A 14190-nucleotide genomic window follows, 5' to 3' on the forward strand; every position below is an offset into this window, starting at 1 on the left:
ATATGACACAATTCTAGCTCGATTCACAAAAGCATCAAGCAATGCAAATGTGGATTCTTGGAACAAGTAATAAAATTTTAATTAGGTAAATGCTTATTCTAGTAGTTTCCTAAAATCGATATATAAAGGAGAAAAAATAACATGTTAGCAAAAATGAAAAATTGGTTAAAAAACGAAGATTCACAGTTATCATCAGAAAACGGTATGTTAATCGCTTTAGCGGTAATTATTGTGCTAGTCATTGGACCATTTGTATGGAAAGCCATTCAAGGTGGATATGACACAATTCTAGCTCGATTCACAAAAGCATCAAGCAATGCAGATGTAGATTCTTGGAACAAAAAATAAGTTTTGGATTGCAAATAAGAGGGGGCATGTTTCATACAGCTCCCTCCTTTTAAAACATAAGGAGGTATTATGATGAGATTCAGTAAAGTAATGATTCCTACTTTAGCAACAATTGCTCTGGGTATGTCAGTAATGGGTACACCTGCAAGTGCAGCAACAACAGCTGAGACGAAATTAACACAAAGTATTACGGGTGGAGAACATAATGTTGCTGTCACACCAGTTAGTAATTTTAATGCGATAACACTAAGTGGAGAAACACAGGTGACAAATGCAAATCCTGGTGTGCTAACAGTCACAGATGCAACTGGTTCAGGAAATGGCTGGAGAATTAATGTAAAAGCAGATCAATTTAAGGTCAGTGGAGATACCAAATCAAATCGAACACTTCCAAAAGGATCTCTAGTCTTAAATAGTGGCGGTGCTGCTATTACGAAAATAGGCGGGACAAGTTCACCTAATCCGGAGTTTAAAACAGCTAACTTCATAATAGATACAGATAATCAGGTTACAATTTTAAGTGCGAAAAAAGATGAGGGTATGGGAAAGTATAACGTGAGTTTTAATGATAAGTCTATGGCGTTAACCTTAAATCCACATAGTACATATGTAGAGAATAAGGCTGGTGCTACCTCATATGAGTCGAAACTTACCTATTCCATTGTAACAGGCCCCTGATTAGAAATTATAGTGCAGAAGAGATACATATTATAGATATGCTTCTCTTCTGTATATAGAAGGAAGGTGCAATATGAAGAGTTATGCGTATAAAATTTCTATTAGTATATTAGTAGGTATTGTGTTTACTTTGAGCTTATCCCTAATACCTTTTCAGCTTGTTTATGCAGAAGAAAAACAAGATAGTCTACCATTTGATGTAAACATTCATGTTCCTAATAATCAGATAGGCGATATCAAAAACTATTTTACTTTACAGGTGAATAAGAAACAGAACCAAACAGTGACAATGGATGTACACAATAAAGCTAATACTCCAATCAAAGTGAATGTAAAAGTGGCCAATGCTCTCACCTCTACAAACGGAGGTATTATGTATGTGCCAAACCGTGAAGTTTCACAAAGTACGTTAATGGATACAGATTATTATATGGATCAGTATGTGCAAGCTCCTTCCGCTGTTACTTTAGAGGGTAATCAAACGAAGACCATAGAGGTACAACTAACGACACCTAATCAAGATGGAGTATTTTTGGGCGGAGTATTGTTTGAATTAGTACAAGATACAAAATCACAGGATCTTGAAAAAGATGGACTGAACTTCTCTGTACATAACCGTATCGAATATGCGGTAGCGATACAATTGAATGTAGGGAAGACTGAAAATTCAGTTAATAACTCATCTCTGAAGTTAAATGGCACAGCGATTGAATCATATCCAACACAACCGCAAGTACATGCACTTATTCAAAATACAAATGCAAATATTGTGAGGGATGTATCAGTTTCCTATCAAATCTTATCTAAGGATAACGTACTATTTTACGGGAATATTCCAGCATTCAATGTTGCCCCGAAATCCAAGGTAGGATTGGCGATTCCATGGAAAGCGAAAGAGTACAAAGATGGAAAGTATATGCTAAAAGTCACAATAAAAGAGAACGGTGTACCCAAAACATATACAGAAGAATTCCAGATAACTGCTTCTAATGTGACAGAGTACGCGGAACAAACTGGTGCAGTAAAGGTATTAGCGACGTATTCTAATCAAACATATATGATAGTGGCTGGTGTTTTTATAGTAATCATTTCAATATTTGTATTTGTATGGTGGAGAAAAAAGCATTCCAAGCAGAAAGAGGAAAAGAAAGCCTCTTAGAGAGCATAAAAAACGAAAGGAGGGGACAACGGTGAAATGGGGGAAGGTTTTCACTTCAATCATGCTTTTAAGTGCTTCATGCCTATTTCTTGATTCAAAAGATAATTCTATATTAGCGGATCAAGTAGAAAAACAGCAGAATGGTATTCCAACTCTCACTGCAAGTGGAAAAGAGAATGAGGTCAAATTGGAATGGGCAATTGATATCTTAGATCAAGATGTACTATGGAAAATTGATTTTAATAACCCTAAAGATGTCAATTTAATGAATGGTTGGGGAGAATTTTATGGGAATGGGAATCAAAGTTTACAATCAGAAGTCTTTTATCCAAATGGTGCAGATACCAGCGGATACAAAGTATTTGATACAAAATTAGGAGGGAATCGAGTCTTATATCCCTATACAGTAAGAGAAAGTTCCATTGCTGTTTTTAAGCGATTAAATGTGCCCAATAATGCTTATATTTCCGCTACCTTTAAAGCAAAGTCACAAGGAGTAGGAAAGATTAGCTTTTATGGTGATGGAAGTTGGGAAACGGGGAGAGAGTTTGATTACTACAACGCTACTGTTTTAAAAGATGTGCCAGCCGGTTCGAAAGAATTAGAAGTTAGTAATATCTCTTTATTTCCGGAAAGAGAACCAGGCACCAACATACCAAAGGATAGAAAACATATAACTTCGGACATAAATAAAGATGTGTATCAAGATTCTCCAATGGTAGATAAAGTAATCCCTTATCAGGATGGTTCTGGACAGGGGAAATTAATTTTAAATAGTCCTATTGCGAATCCGATTAAACAAGGAGAACGCTTAAAAGCAAGAAAGTGGGCAGCACCTATTCAATTACCAAATAATCGTACGGTCACAAAGGATGATTCTAATAAAGACATAAATGGATGGTCTACATTTAGTATGAATACTCAAGTGGCAAATAATCCTTTTTATATTACCGAGCAACGAGGCGTAACGTTTTATATGCTTGCCTACTCTGAAGGGATAACATATGTAGATGAGTTAAAAGTGGGATATGCATCAGAAGCAGAAGTATACCGAGGGAATCAGCAAATATATAAAGGTAGACTTTCTGACTATGTAGATAAAGAAGCAAGGGATCAAGCTGTCCCAACTGCACCTGAAGGTTTTCAAATAGAAAATAGAGAGCTAAAGGAAACAAAAGTAACATTTGATTCCGCGAAAGATGAAGGGAGTATCTATCATTATAAAATTCGTGGAGTTGGTAGGAATGGCGCTTCAGACTTTTCTAAGGAGGTTCCTACAACTGTAACAAGCGGAGTAAAGGGATATGAATATGTAGTAAATGATAAACCGGATATATCACTTGATAATGTAAGTGGTATTCAGTTTACAAATCAGACTAGCATTCAGTTTCCGACGGATTATTCTAAGCCGCAATATGTACATATCCGAACAGTAGATAAAGCTGGAAATAAAAGTGCAACAAAGCATGTTTCTACCACACAAAAAGGGCATGTAGACATGCTCACTGTACCAAAAAGTGTGGAATTCAGTCCGATCCAATTAAATGAAGAAAAACAAAATTCATTTGGTACGCTAGGGAAAATCATGATACATGATAGTCGAAATCAAGCGGATGGTTGGAGATTGAATGTTACTATATCACCATTTACAGAGACAAACATATCAAAACAATTGCCAAAGGGTTCTCTATACTTGAAAAATCAAGTGAGTGTAACAAAAACAAAGGGACCAGAGACAGGGAAACCTACTGTACAGGTTCCGAATACGCCTATTGATAATGGAGCAGCACACACCATTATCCAGGCTCCAAAAGATGTAGCGATTGGAGAATATCAAATAGATTTTGGCCAAAATGCATTCCAACTTCAGTTAGACCCAGGGACAACCTATGTAGGGAAGAATAGGCAAGCTGCTTATACTTCAACGGTCACTTGGTCTTTAGTAAGTGGACCTTAATAAGCAATCTAAACATGAATGAAATAAGGAGAGAGAAAACATGGGCATGTATGTAATAGGAATACTAATAGGGTATATGATCCTGAATGTATTTACTGATTTGAAATATAGAAAAACGAAAAATATGTGGCATCTACTATTCTTAATTATGGGTATAGGAATCACGTATTTTGATGGAGTCAGAACAGGGAAGGAGATTGCGATTGTACTAGTCATGGCCTTAGCATGTGGTTTATTGTTAGAGACGTTTAAATTTTCTTCACCCGGTGATACGAAAATGCTTGTGGTGGTAGCTTTATATGTTAGTAATGTAGTAGAAGAATCGGCTATGCTTACCGCAATTACATTAACAGCTTTCCATTTACTATTCTTTTGGATTGCCAGTGTGTATCGATTAATTAAGATTTTAGGGTTTATAGGAGCTATTAAAGACCAATTAGAGCATGCTGCTTCTATATTTGGTGCAAAACTACCAAAGAAAGAAATACAGCTCATTCAGAGCTTTCCAGGGGCTTGTTCTATTTTATTAGGAGCACTTGTTTATGTTGCTTTCACTATATATCAAAATGGAGGTATCTTGGCTTGAACAGTAGAATCATTCATCAAAGAGAAACCTATATTTACTTTACGATATTTGCGCTAGTTGGAGTACTTCTTGTAAACATGTTTATTAACATGGTGTTTGTACTAGCTTATCCATTACTAATTGGATTAATTGTTCAGGTAATCTTGTTGCAGAAGATGAAAAAGCCATTTTATCAAAGCGGAAAAGAATTAACGGAACAGTTAAAACTAAAAAATATATTTCTAGTAGAATCAAATATTTTAGGAGATGAAGAAGGAACTGTCTATGAGGTGCATCAAATGCCTTTTGAATTCTCTAATGGATTAATCAATAAAGAGAAGAGTTACAAAGTAGTAAAACAAGAGTACGAAAGAAAGGTAAAAGAAGATTTAACGAAAATTGCAAAGTGGCAGGTTACAACAAAGGCTAGACTCGTTACTACTACACATTTTCGTCTGTATGTGATTTGGCAGAAAAACAGTACAGGCTATCAGCTGAAAAAGTTAGAAGATTGTATTGATCCCTATGCAAAGATGAACCTTATTCAATGGGTTATTGCCTCCTTTTGTACAACTGGTCGTATCAAGTATGACAAACAGCCAAAAGATTGGTCTAGTTATGAATGGTTAGCATTAAAATAATAAAAGAGATTTAGGTCTCTTTTTTTTGTGATGGAAAATAAACCATTGAATAGTGTTTTAATATAAAAATATTAAATAAATTAGAATGAAGTTTAAAAGTAAATATATACAGTTTTATATTTAGTGATTTCAAAACTAAAAAAATAAATAAAATTTAATGAAAAAGAAATAAAAAAGCGGGACATTTTATAATCTGTACCCTTTGTAAAGGACATTTTGAAAAAAGTTAGGCAACATCAAGAAGATGATTTCTGTATCCTGATATGATCCCCTTATAGTAGACAGTTGAAAGAAAGTTACTTTACTGTTTATTATGGAGGGGATTTTTTATGGGGAAAATTAGAAGAACTTTTTCAATTGATTTTAAAATGAAAGCTATTGAATTGTACTTACATAGAGGAATTGGAAGTAAGCTAATCGGAAAGGAATTAGGAGTTACATATTCAGTTGTAGATAGATGGATTAAAAAATATAAAAATGAAGGTATTCTGGGCCTACAAGAAAAACGGGGAAGATCTAAACAAACAAATGGAATAAGTCAAGATGCTAGAATACAACGATTAGAAGCGGAAAATGCATACTTAAAAAAGCTATTAGATACGAAAAGGGGGATGAGATCAAAAAAAGTAAATCAGTAGAATATGAGGTCATTTATACCTTAAAACAGAATTTTTCAATTGTATTGCTTTGTGAAATTGCAGGTGTTTCAAGAAGTGGATATTATAAGTGGGAAAAAAGAATCAACAATCCCTCTGAAAAGATGAAAGAGGACCAATTTATCATGTCTAAAATAGGAGAATGCGAACGAGATCCAGATATAAATGGTAGCTATGGTTACCGAAGAATTTGTATATGGCTCAAAAAGTATTATGGTTTACAGGTAAATCACAAAAGAGTATATCGTTTAATGAGGAGAATGGGGATACAAGCTAAGATTCGAAAGAAAAAGTGGCGGCATTTTGGTTTGAAAGAACAATGCATCGTGTCGGAAAATCTGTTAAACAGAGAGTTTTCAACTACAAGGCCAAATGAAAAATGGGTTACAGATATAACCTATCTTACCTTTAATAATAAGCGCATATATCTTTCAGTGATACTAGACCTTTACAATAACGAAGTTGTGGCCTACCGAATGAGCGAATACAACAATTTGAAATTAGTTACAGATACAGTCAATAAAGCCTTAAGAAAAAGAAAAGCCCACGAAACAGTATTACATAGCGACCGAGGTTATCAGTATACGTCAAAAAAATATAACCAATTACTTAAAAAGCACAAAATAACTGTGAGTATGTCTAGGAAGGGAAATTGTTACGATAATGCATGTATAGAGAGCTTTTTTAGTCATTTTAAGGCAGAATGCTTTTATAGACATACCTTTTATGAAAAGACAGAAGTCTTTAAGGCTACTAAAAGATATATAAGCTATTACAATAACAAAAGATTCCAAAAAAGATTAAACAACCTTAGTCCTATTGAATTTGGAACTAAGGCTGCTTAATGAAAAGGCACCTAATCTATTACTGTCTACTTGACAGGGGTAAGACCATCCAACAGGAGTCATCTTTTTTAAATTCCATTGATATCTATAGTGATTATAGTACGTCATATATTTCTTAATCTCTTGTTTCAACTCAGTAAAAGACTCGCAAGGTTTTATATGTGCTTCATCTTTCAGATGACCAAAAAATGATTCTTGTGGAGCGTTATCCCAACAGTTCCCTCTTCTTGACATAGATTGTCCGAGCTTTAGCTTTTTGACTAATTTTTGGTAGGTAGGGCTTGTGTAGTGGGCTCCTTGATCTGAATGAATATATGCACCTTCAGTCAATCGAATCCTCTTATTCCGTTTTAGTTTATGAAGAGTTGTTGTTACGAGGTCTAATGTCATCTGTTCTGAAACATGGTAAGCTAAAATTTCATTGGTTGAGCCGTCTAAAATTGTAGATAAATAAGCTCTTTTATTCTTACCGTAAACTAAATAAGTGATATCTGTAAGAAGCGTTTTTCCTGGGGTGTTTTGTTTAAATTCTCGATTTAATTGATTCGGCACTACTCGATGTTCTTTTGAAGCTTTCAGCATTCTTTTATAAGGATTTGCTTTCCGAATCGGACAGACAATCTCATATTTTTTCATGATTCTACGGATACGCTTTAAATTGTAGACAACTTGAAAATGACCCACCAATGTCATTTTTATTTGACGAGCCCCTTTCTTTCGATTTCTAAATCGAAGTGCTTTTAATATGATTTCTTTCACGATTTCATCTTGATTGTTCTTTTGTTTCCGCTGTTCTTGAGATGAAATGGAAAAATAATTATAGTATCCCGAACGGGATACACCAGCTACTTTACACAAATAACTCACCATATTTCTTAAGTTATATTTTATGATGACAGAACGAATCAGGATATATTTCTGACTAGGTGATAAAGTTATTTCCTTCTCATCCTCCCTTCCATAAGTTTGATCTTTTTTAACAATTCATTTTCTGCCTTTAGTAAGTTCCGTTCGGCTTCTAAACGAGCATACTTCTCTTCTAACGTAAGCTCTCTCTCAAGAGTTCTTCCCGCGTTTTGGCGTGTATCTCGCAAACCAAATACACCATTTTTTCTGTAAGCAGCACGCCATCTACTTCCTGATGACATAATTCGTTTCATTCCAATCATATCTATATCAAAACCACATTCTTCAAAAATATTTCGAGGGAGTTTTCCTTTCTCATTTTCCTCAATAAAAATACGCTTAAATTCATCTGTATAAGTGATACCTTTCTGACTTACAGATTTTATGTAGGGGTTATTTGATAGAATTTGAATGTCTCTTTCTGTAAATAGCTTTTTTGTCATTTTGAACTTTCTCCGATCCCAATTTTCTCTCATTATACAAGAAATACCCTATAGAATAGACTTTTTTTTCAGTGTCTATTCTATAGGGTACATTTTATTATTGTCCTGCTTTTTTCAATGACGAATGAGATATGAATCAATATCTCGTATAGGATACTTTTATTATACATTATTTGAAATAAAAATAAAAAGTAATAATCAGAATATTTAAAGGGGACATAAAATTGTTGAAATTTTGGTATGAATTTATTATTATAAAACTATATTTATTGTTTAATTGATTCCGTTTATTCCCACACCTTTTTGTGTTGTGGTTGAGTTGTAGAAGCAAGTTGCGTCTTGTTTCATTTTTGAAAGGGCTTCTTTGAGCCGATTAGTGTATATATAGCTTATTTTGCTATGCACATTATTAATCGACTTGAAGGAGCCCTTTTTGTGTTGTTTTCAAGTTAGGAATCACTTGTAAAAGGTATTTAGATTTAGGTATACAAATAAAAAACACTGTGAGAAAAAACACAAAATTTGTGTTTTTTTTGCTTTGGAAGGGGATCTTTATAATGAAATACGAACATGCTATTACACTTGATAAACCATTACTACCATTAGAGACAATAATAAAAATCTTTCAGAGGAATGAAGTTACTCAACCAATTCGAGAGCGTGATTCTAGCATTTTTAGTGATACAGAAGATTATATTGCAGATAAAATGACAGCCTTACACATCAACTCTGATGAGTATTACAATACGATTATTTTACCAATTTTACGCCATGATTGTGAAGAAGATTGTTATTTTGCATTTGAAAGGAAGTACTGTTTAGAGGTGTATGGCTATCCATGTACGTTAGAAGATATGTTTAAGGAGTGGGGTCTATATATTATTAACGAAATGGATTGTAAATTAGAAAAAGTAATGTCTGAGTATGTAGAGGTTACAAATCCTTTATTTGATCCGACTGTAGAAGAATTGGCCAGAATTATTAAATATAACAAAGAGCGAACTAAGGAGTGTAGTAGATTATTTAATATTCCTCTTGAGCCATTAAAGAAATTATTAAAGGAGTCCTCCCATACCGTTATTGAGATTATTCAAAACGTTGAAATGGAAGACATATCAAAAATACCTACGCACTTAGGTGTTCAATTTGCTTATAGAAGGGAAACGAAAGAACTTTACATGTATTATGGAGAAAAACATTTACCGTGGCTTTATCGAGTATTACTTTTTCTTCATATTTTTGAGTTATCTATTCCAAGTGTAAAGAAATAAATTTTTGTGAAGTAGAAATATAATAAATATATAACCAGGGGGGAATTTTAAATGAAAATGAGTTATGAAGTATCTATATTTTGTTCTGCACATCCAAAGGATTTTATTCCAAGTTTGCGTGCATTACGGATGAGAGTTACAAAAGAAGGAGCATTTTGGGAACGAGATTGTTATCAGTTTTCTATTAAACCATCAAATTTGTCGCAACAAGAGGCAAAACAAGCAGGGGAAATCTATTTGTATCATGTCTATTTCAATGGATGTATACGAGATTTCCTTTTTTTATTGGAAAAGTGTTTTAGAGGGACGAGTTTTCGTTTTACTGCAATCCGTGGTTTTTTAGATGTAGAAGGGTATTCACTTAAGAAGTGGAAATCGATTCTGCGTAGCCATCATGTAAAGTCTTCAGATGTAGATTGTATTTTTAAGAAAGATGATCTTACAATGCTTGTACATCATCATGGAGAGTTAGAAGTGGCAAAGCGTGCGGAGAAGGGAGAGCAATTAAGAAAAGTAAACTTCCTACAGGTAGATAGTTGGTTGCAAGCACTTAATCCGACAAAAGAGGATTTATTCTCTTTAACAGGCGTGAGTGTATCTTAATGAGTAATTTACAAAACCATATGGAAGTATGCAGACAGAGGGAATGACAGAAATCCGTAGTGAAAAATTACTATGAATTTCTGTCTTTTTATTTTAATAAGGAGGATTAGAGTATGAATTTATTTGAAATGTTTGATTTAGAGGTAGGAGAAAACGTAATAGTACAAAAAGAAAACATCTAAATAGAAGTATAAAGAGTTTAATGGAAGTAGCTGTTCCATATATAATAAACACTATACAAGGAGTGGGGAATAATGAATTATAACATTCAAAAAGGTCAATTTCGTTTAACGAGTGCTTATCCAAGAGGGAGCTGGTGGGAATTTTACCGTGTTACGTGTCCGATTTGTCATGATACAGGTAATTGCATGCTGCATGTTTCGCAAGAGAAGGTAGCATGTACACGTGTAGAAAGTAAATGGATTTACGGAAAAAACACGGGTAACCCAAGCTACATTCACTACATAAATGGAAAAGATAAGTATCAATTGCCTGAGGCGGATGAAGTTCAGATTCATGATAAGAAAAGTAATGAGGAATTAGATGTGTTTAATCGTAAGTTAATGGATTTTATACCCTTACAAGAGCATCATCATGCACATTTATTAAGAGATAGGAAAATGAACGAGGAACAAATACAAGTACGTCAATATCGTTCGTTCTTAAAACAACAAATTGTGTTAGAAGAGGATAATACGTACTCGACAGTTTGGGAGAAACTATTTGAACAAATTGGGAGAAAAAATTGCTGGCAGGGTATTCCGGGATTTTATGAGATGAAGAAAGGTCAACTTTCTCTTCGTTTGATGTCAGGCTCTTCTGGTATATTGATCCCTTTTCGAAACCAGTATAATCAAATTGTTGGATGGCAGGTTCGTGTGGATGAAGTGAAAAACTCAGTTCATGTGAAATCTGCACCTACTGGAGTTCAAGCGGAATTAATTGAACAGCCTAATGTTGTAAAGATAACTAAGAATGGTGATTGTATCTTTGAAGGCGAACTAGAAATGAGCAAAAAGGTAGAGATTCCATTTCAAGAAGAAAGAATTGTTGTAAAGATTCATAAAGGGCAAAAATACCTCTGGCTTTCATCAGCAAACAAAAATCAAGGAACTGGTGCAGGAGGTAGTGAAAATCCACTTCCTGTGCATGTAGCGGTACCGAGTTCTCATTTGAAACATTGGACTTCTGGTACCTTACATCAAACAAAATCAGTAATGATCACAGAGGGACCTATGAAAGCAGATCTGATTGCTGATTTGCTGCCAGAGAGATTTAATAAAGCGGAACTTTCTGAAGTAGGGACAACGGTTCTTGCGATTCCTGGTGTAAATGCTTGGCGAATTGCTATACCTGTATTAAAGGATATGGGAGTAGAAAATGTCTATCTAGCGTTTGATGCCGATTTAGTAGAGAATAAAAAAGTAAGAAAAGCTCTTATAGACTTTGCGACAAAGTTAAAGCAAGAGGGCTATAACGTTATCATAGCTGCCTGGAATCCAACGCAAGGTAAGGGTCTGGATGATACGATGCAAGCGGGATTTAAACCTGTATTTCAGAGACTATAAAAGTCAAAAATTAGGTTGATATTTTCATAAATAGGTAGGTTGAAAAAGATAGAGTTTGTAATTCTATCTTTTTCCTATACCCAATTACTATAGAGAGTTTAAATTAACTAAAAGAAAGGTAGAAGAGAATATGAATACATCTATGAAAAAAAATCTAGTAAATTTACGAGTTGATTTTGCTTTCAAGCGCTTGTTTGGAGTAGAGGGAAACGAAGTTATACTTATTGGTTTTCTTAATGCAGTATTACAATCCTCTTTAGATGAGGAGATTATTTCTTTGCATTTAGATGATCCGCATCTTCCAAGGGAGCAAAAGGATGATAAATTATCTATTTTAGATTTGCGAGCTACCCTTAATAGTGGTATAAAATTAAATATAGAGATACAGGTTCGCGACAAAAAAGACATGATCGAGCGATCTTTGTTCTACTGGGCTGGCATGTATTATTCCCAAATGACTCAGGGGATGAAGTATACAGAATTAAGACCAACTATTTGCATTAATATAGTGGATTTTATTTTGTTTCCAGAAGAAGAAGAATTTCATAATGTCGGTGTAGTCATGAACAAAAAATCGGAGCACATAATTTCTGAGAATATGCAATTGCACTTTCTTGAGATTCCAAAAGTAATTCGAGAATGGCAAGAAGATCGAATGGATCCATGGGAGGATATATTAGCACGTTGGCTACTATTATTTCCTGCATATGAAGATGAGAAATTAACTACAATCCTGGAGGGAATCGCGATGGAAAAAGATCCAGTTTTGAAAAAGGCAATAGAGGATTGGGAGCGTCTAAGTAGTGATAAGGACTTTTTACGCTTATATGAGGCGAGAGAGAAGGCAATCAAAGATAGAATATCAGAAATAGAGACGGCAGAAGAAAAAGCCGCGGAAAAAGCAGCAAAAGAAGCAGCAAAAGAAGCTAGAATAGCAACTAAGATAGAGATGATTCACAATTTAATTAATGTCGGTGTACCTATTGAGAAAGTAGCGGAAGCCACTGAATTAAGTGTGGAAGAGGTTAATGAAATTCTAAAAAATAAAGAGTAAATATAAATGATATAAAACAGGTAATTGTGATTACAAACAATTACCTGTTTTTTTATGCTTTTTGTTAATAAACAACTATTGTATTTTAGCTATTATTAAATGAGAAAATCTTTAATTCAAACTGTCTTGGCGTGGGAGTCATCTGTTGAAAATTCTTTAGATACAGCAAAAGATTTGCTCGTAAAACAAGGAATTGAAAAGGACTCTAGTACAGGTCCTTGTCAAATATTCGCAGCCACGGCAATTAAAGCAAGAGGGTGGGCCGTATACAATGGATATTTAGAAGAAGAAATTCTTGATCCTAGTAATCCTACTCATTTAAGGGTTATTTGGGAAGCGTTACATACAAGTCCAGATTATAATATCGAGACTGCGGCTTGGGTCTTAAAATGGGGTGCTATTCATCTCCTTGGATTTGGTGTTAATATGATTGAATATACTGATAAATAAATACAAGAAACATTGTCACGTTATAACGGAACGGGAGATGAGGCTTATGAATACGGATTAAGAAATTCCGAGATTTATAAAGGCTTTGAAAAATATAACGTGCTTAGTAGATTAGGAAGGTAGTTATTAGTATATATAAGTTTTTTAATATGGTATGAAATTGTCGTTTCATACCATATTTTATTTATATAGCATAATAGGATTTAGAGTAATTTAATATCCATGCTGTTAATACATCTTGAATCTAATAGATAAGCCAATAACTTTTGATATTCCAGGTAAAGCTTTTCTATTTCATTCTCCTAATATGTAATAGTTAATACTCTTTTTTTATTCTTTTAAGGTGCAGTTTGGAAGAATTCGTCTATAAATTCTAGAATGAAAGCATAAGTGAAAAGCCCAATTGGCAATGAGTTTACAAATAAAGCGAAAATTCTTATGACTAATTTTTCTTTGCTGAACATTGAAATGAAGCTTAAAGGAACTGCAAATAATGAAGCAAAAAATGTAACTGATATAAAGACTTTTAATATTGATTCTACATTCGCATTGGAAGTTAGTGCTGAAATGCATAAGGATATTGGTATAATTGAAATTGTAGCTAATGCTATTAAGAATGAAATTTTAGTAAATATCTTCAAATTTTCTCTTTTCAAAAAATTACCTCCATTCACTAAAATCATAATTGTATTGGTTTTTTACCTTCAATTCATAATAAATCTCTTAAATTAAGTATACAATAATATATTGAGCTATATTCAATTTAATTACAATGATAAAGAAGATATATATACTAATTATAGTATTCCCTTTAAAATACAACACTTAATTGTGTAATTTTTACATATTTAAGTGTTGTATTATTACATTATAAAGACTATAGAGGTAACGTATTATGCAAAAGAAAAAAGAAGCTTATTATGTAAAATGTGTATACACTTAGAGACAAAACTACAAAATCCATAAAAATAGAAACATGGCGTTCATTTAAAGAAGAAAAGAATGTTTTAGGTATTACGGACAGTGACATTTTCCAAATTCAAATG

Annotated in this window: 14 protein-coding genes and 1 pseudogene; 14 read left to right on the top strand and 1 reads right to left on the bottom strand. The window is 33.7% G+C overall.

The features are described 5' to 3' along the window. Positions 1 to 141: 141 nt before the first annotated feature. The 8 genes from MR155_RS29505 (at position 142) to MR155_RS29540 (ending at position 6849) form a co-directional block, all read left to right on the top strand. Positions 142 to 348 carry a hypothetical protein gene (locus MR155_RS29505; RefSeq protein ID WP_000879954.1) on the top strand — a complete coding sequence of 69 codons (207 nt, stop codon included), beginning with the start codon at positions 142 to 144 and terminating at the stop codon, positions 346 to 348. A gap of 72 nt (positions 349 to 420) precedes the next feature. Beyond that, complete coding sequence (locus tag MR155_RS29510) at positions 421 to 1026, top strand: WxL domain-containing protein (protein WP_242311895.1); 606 nt, start codon at positions 421 to 423, stop codon at positions 1024 to 1026. Positions 1027 to 1099: 73 nt separating this feature from the next. Continuing rightward, positions 1100 to 2185: a DUF916 domain-containing protein gene (locus MR155_RS29515; RefSeq protein WP_242311897.1), complete on the top strand. Its 1086-nt coding sequence runs from the start codon at positions 1100 to 1102 to the stop codon at positions 2183 to 2185. A 31-nt stretch (positions 2186 to 2216) separates the two neighbouring features. Then, positions 2217 to 4142, top strand: a complete 1926-nt coding sequence (locus MR155_RS29520; protein WP_242311898.1) for a WxL domain-containing protein — start codon at positions 2217 to 2219, stop codon at positions 4140 to 4142. Positions 4143 to 4182: 40 nt separating this feature from the next. Continuing rightward, on the top strand, positions 4183 to 4728 hold the full coding sequence (locus tag MR155_RS29525) for a hypothetical protein (protein WP_242311900.1): 546 nt from the start codon (positions 4183 to 4185) through the stop codon (positions 4726 to 4728). Continuing rightward, positions 4725 to 5348, top strand: a complete 624-nt coding sequence (locus MR155_RS29530) for a hypothetical protein (RefSeq protein ID WP_242311901.1) — start codon at positions 4725 to 4727, stop codon at positions 5346 to 5348. The genes MR155_RS29525 and MR155_RS29530 overlap by 4 nt, the downstream gene beginning before the upstream one ends. A 329-nt stretch (positions 5349 to 5677) precedes the next feature. Beyond that, a complete protein-coding gene (locus MR155_RS29535) occupies positions 5678 to 5986 on the top strand; it encodes a helix-turn-helix domain-containing protein (protein ID WP_242311902.1) in 309 nt (102 codons plus the stop codon). Further along, on the top strand, positions 5965 to 6849 hold the full coding sequence (locus tag MR155_RS29540; RefSeq protein WP_242311908.1) for an IS3 family transposase: 885 nt from the start codon (positions 5965 to 5967) through the stop codon (positions 6847 to 6849). Before MR155_RS29535 ends, MR155_RS29540 begins: the two co-directional genes overlap by 22 nt. A 45-nt stretch (positions 6850 to 6894) precedes the next feature. On the opposite strand, the pseudogene MR155_RS29545 reads toward MR155_RS29540, so the two are convergent. Continuing rightward, positions 6895 to 8198: pseudogene (locus MR155_RS29545) on the bottom strand (IS3 family transposase); the annotation flags it as partial. Positions 8199 to 8755: 557 nt separating this feature from the next. On the opposite strand from MR155_RS29545, the gene MR155_RS29550 reads away from it, so the two are divergent. The 6 genes from MR155_RS29550 (at position 8756) to MR155_RS29575 (ending at position 13876) form a co-directional block, all read left to right on the top strand. Further along, positions 8756 to 9469: a hypothetical protein gene (locus tag MR155_RS29550; RefSeq protein ID WP_242311903.1), complete on the top strand. Its 714-nt coding sequence runs from the start codon at positions 8756 to 8758 to the stop codon at positions 9467 to 9469. A 51-nt stretch (positions 9470 to 9520) separates the two neighbouring features. Beyond that, entirely contained in the window at positions 9521 to 10072 is a 552-nt protein-coding gene (locus MR155_RS29555; protein ID WP_242311904.1) for a hypothetical protein, read from the top strand. Between the two features lie 254 nt (positions 10073 to 10326). Then, a complete protein-coding gene (locus MR155_RS29560) occupies positions 10327 to 11640 on the top strand; it encodes a DUF3854 domain-containing protein (RefSeq protein WP_242311905.1) in 1314 nt (437 codons plus the stop codon). Positions 11641 to 11770: 130 nt separating this feature from the next. Further along, positions 11771 to 12694, top strand: a complete 924-nt coding sequence (locus tag MR155_RS29565; RefSeq protein WP_242311906.1) for an Rpn family recombination-promoting nuclease/putative transposase — start codon at positions 11771 to 11773, stop codon at positions 12692 to 12694. A gap of 99 nt (positions 12695 to 12793) precedes the next feature. Continuing rightward, on the top strand, positions 12794 to 13144 hold the full coding sequence (locus tag MR155_RS29570; protein WP_242311907.1) for a hypothetical protein: 351 nt from the start codon (positions 12794 to 12796) through the stop codon (positions 13142 to 13144). A 390-nt stretch (positions 13145 to 13534) separates the two neighbouring features. Next, positions 13535 to 13876, top strand: coding sequence for a sodium:proton antiporter (locus MR155_RS29575; protein WP_201063549.1), 342 nt, complete (start codon positions 13535 to 13537; stop codon positions 13874 to 13876). Positions 13877 to 14190 lie beyond the last annotated feature (314 nt).

This window comes from Bacillus cereus group sp. BfR-BA-01331, from assembly GCF_022663915.1.
Classification (GTDB): domain Bacteria; phylum Bacillota; class Bacilli; order Bacillales; family Bacillaceae_G; genus Bacillus_A; species Bacillus_A mycoides.

Coding starts and splice junctions, on each gene's coding strand:
- MR155_RS29505 (WP_000879954.1), top strand. CDS start 142: ATGTTAGCAAAAATGAAAAATTGGTTAAAAAACGAAGATTCACAGTTA.
- MR155_RS29510 (WP_242311895.1), top strand. CDS start 421: ATGAGATTCAGTAAAGTAATGATTCCTACTTTAGCAACAATTGCTCTG.
- MR155_RS29515 (WP_242311897.1), top strand. CDS start 1,100: ATGAAGAGTTATGCGTATAAAATTTCTATTAGTATATTAGTAGGTATT.
- MR155_RS29525 (WP_242311900.1), top strand. CDS start 4,183: ATGGGCATGTATGTAATAGGAATACTAATAGGGTATATGATCCTGAAT.
- MR155_RS29535 (WP_242311902.1), top strand. CDS start 5,678: ATGGGGAAAATTAGAAGAACTTTTTCAATTGATTTTAAAATGAAAGCT.
- MR155_RS29550 (WP_242311903.1), top strand. CDS start 8,756: ATGAAATACGAACATGCTATTACACTTGATAAACCATTACTACCATTA.
- MR155_RS29555 (WP_242311904.1), top strand. CDS start 9,521: ATGAAAATGAGTTATGAAGTATCTATATTTTGTTCTGCACATCCAAAG.
- MR155_RS29560 (WP_242311905.1), top strand. CDS start 10,327: ATGAATTATAACATTCAAAAAGGTCAATTTCGTTTAACGAGTGCTTAT.
- MR155_RS29565 (WP_242311906.1), top strand. CDS start 11,771: ATGAATACATCTATGAAAAAAAATCTAGTAAATTTACGAGTTGATTTT.
- MR155_RS29570 (WP_242311907.1), top strand. CDS start 12,794: ATGAGAAAATCTTTAATTCAAACTGTCTTGGCGTGGGAGTCATCTGTT.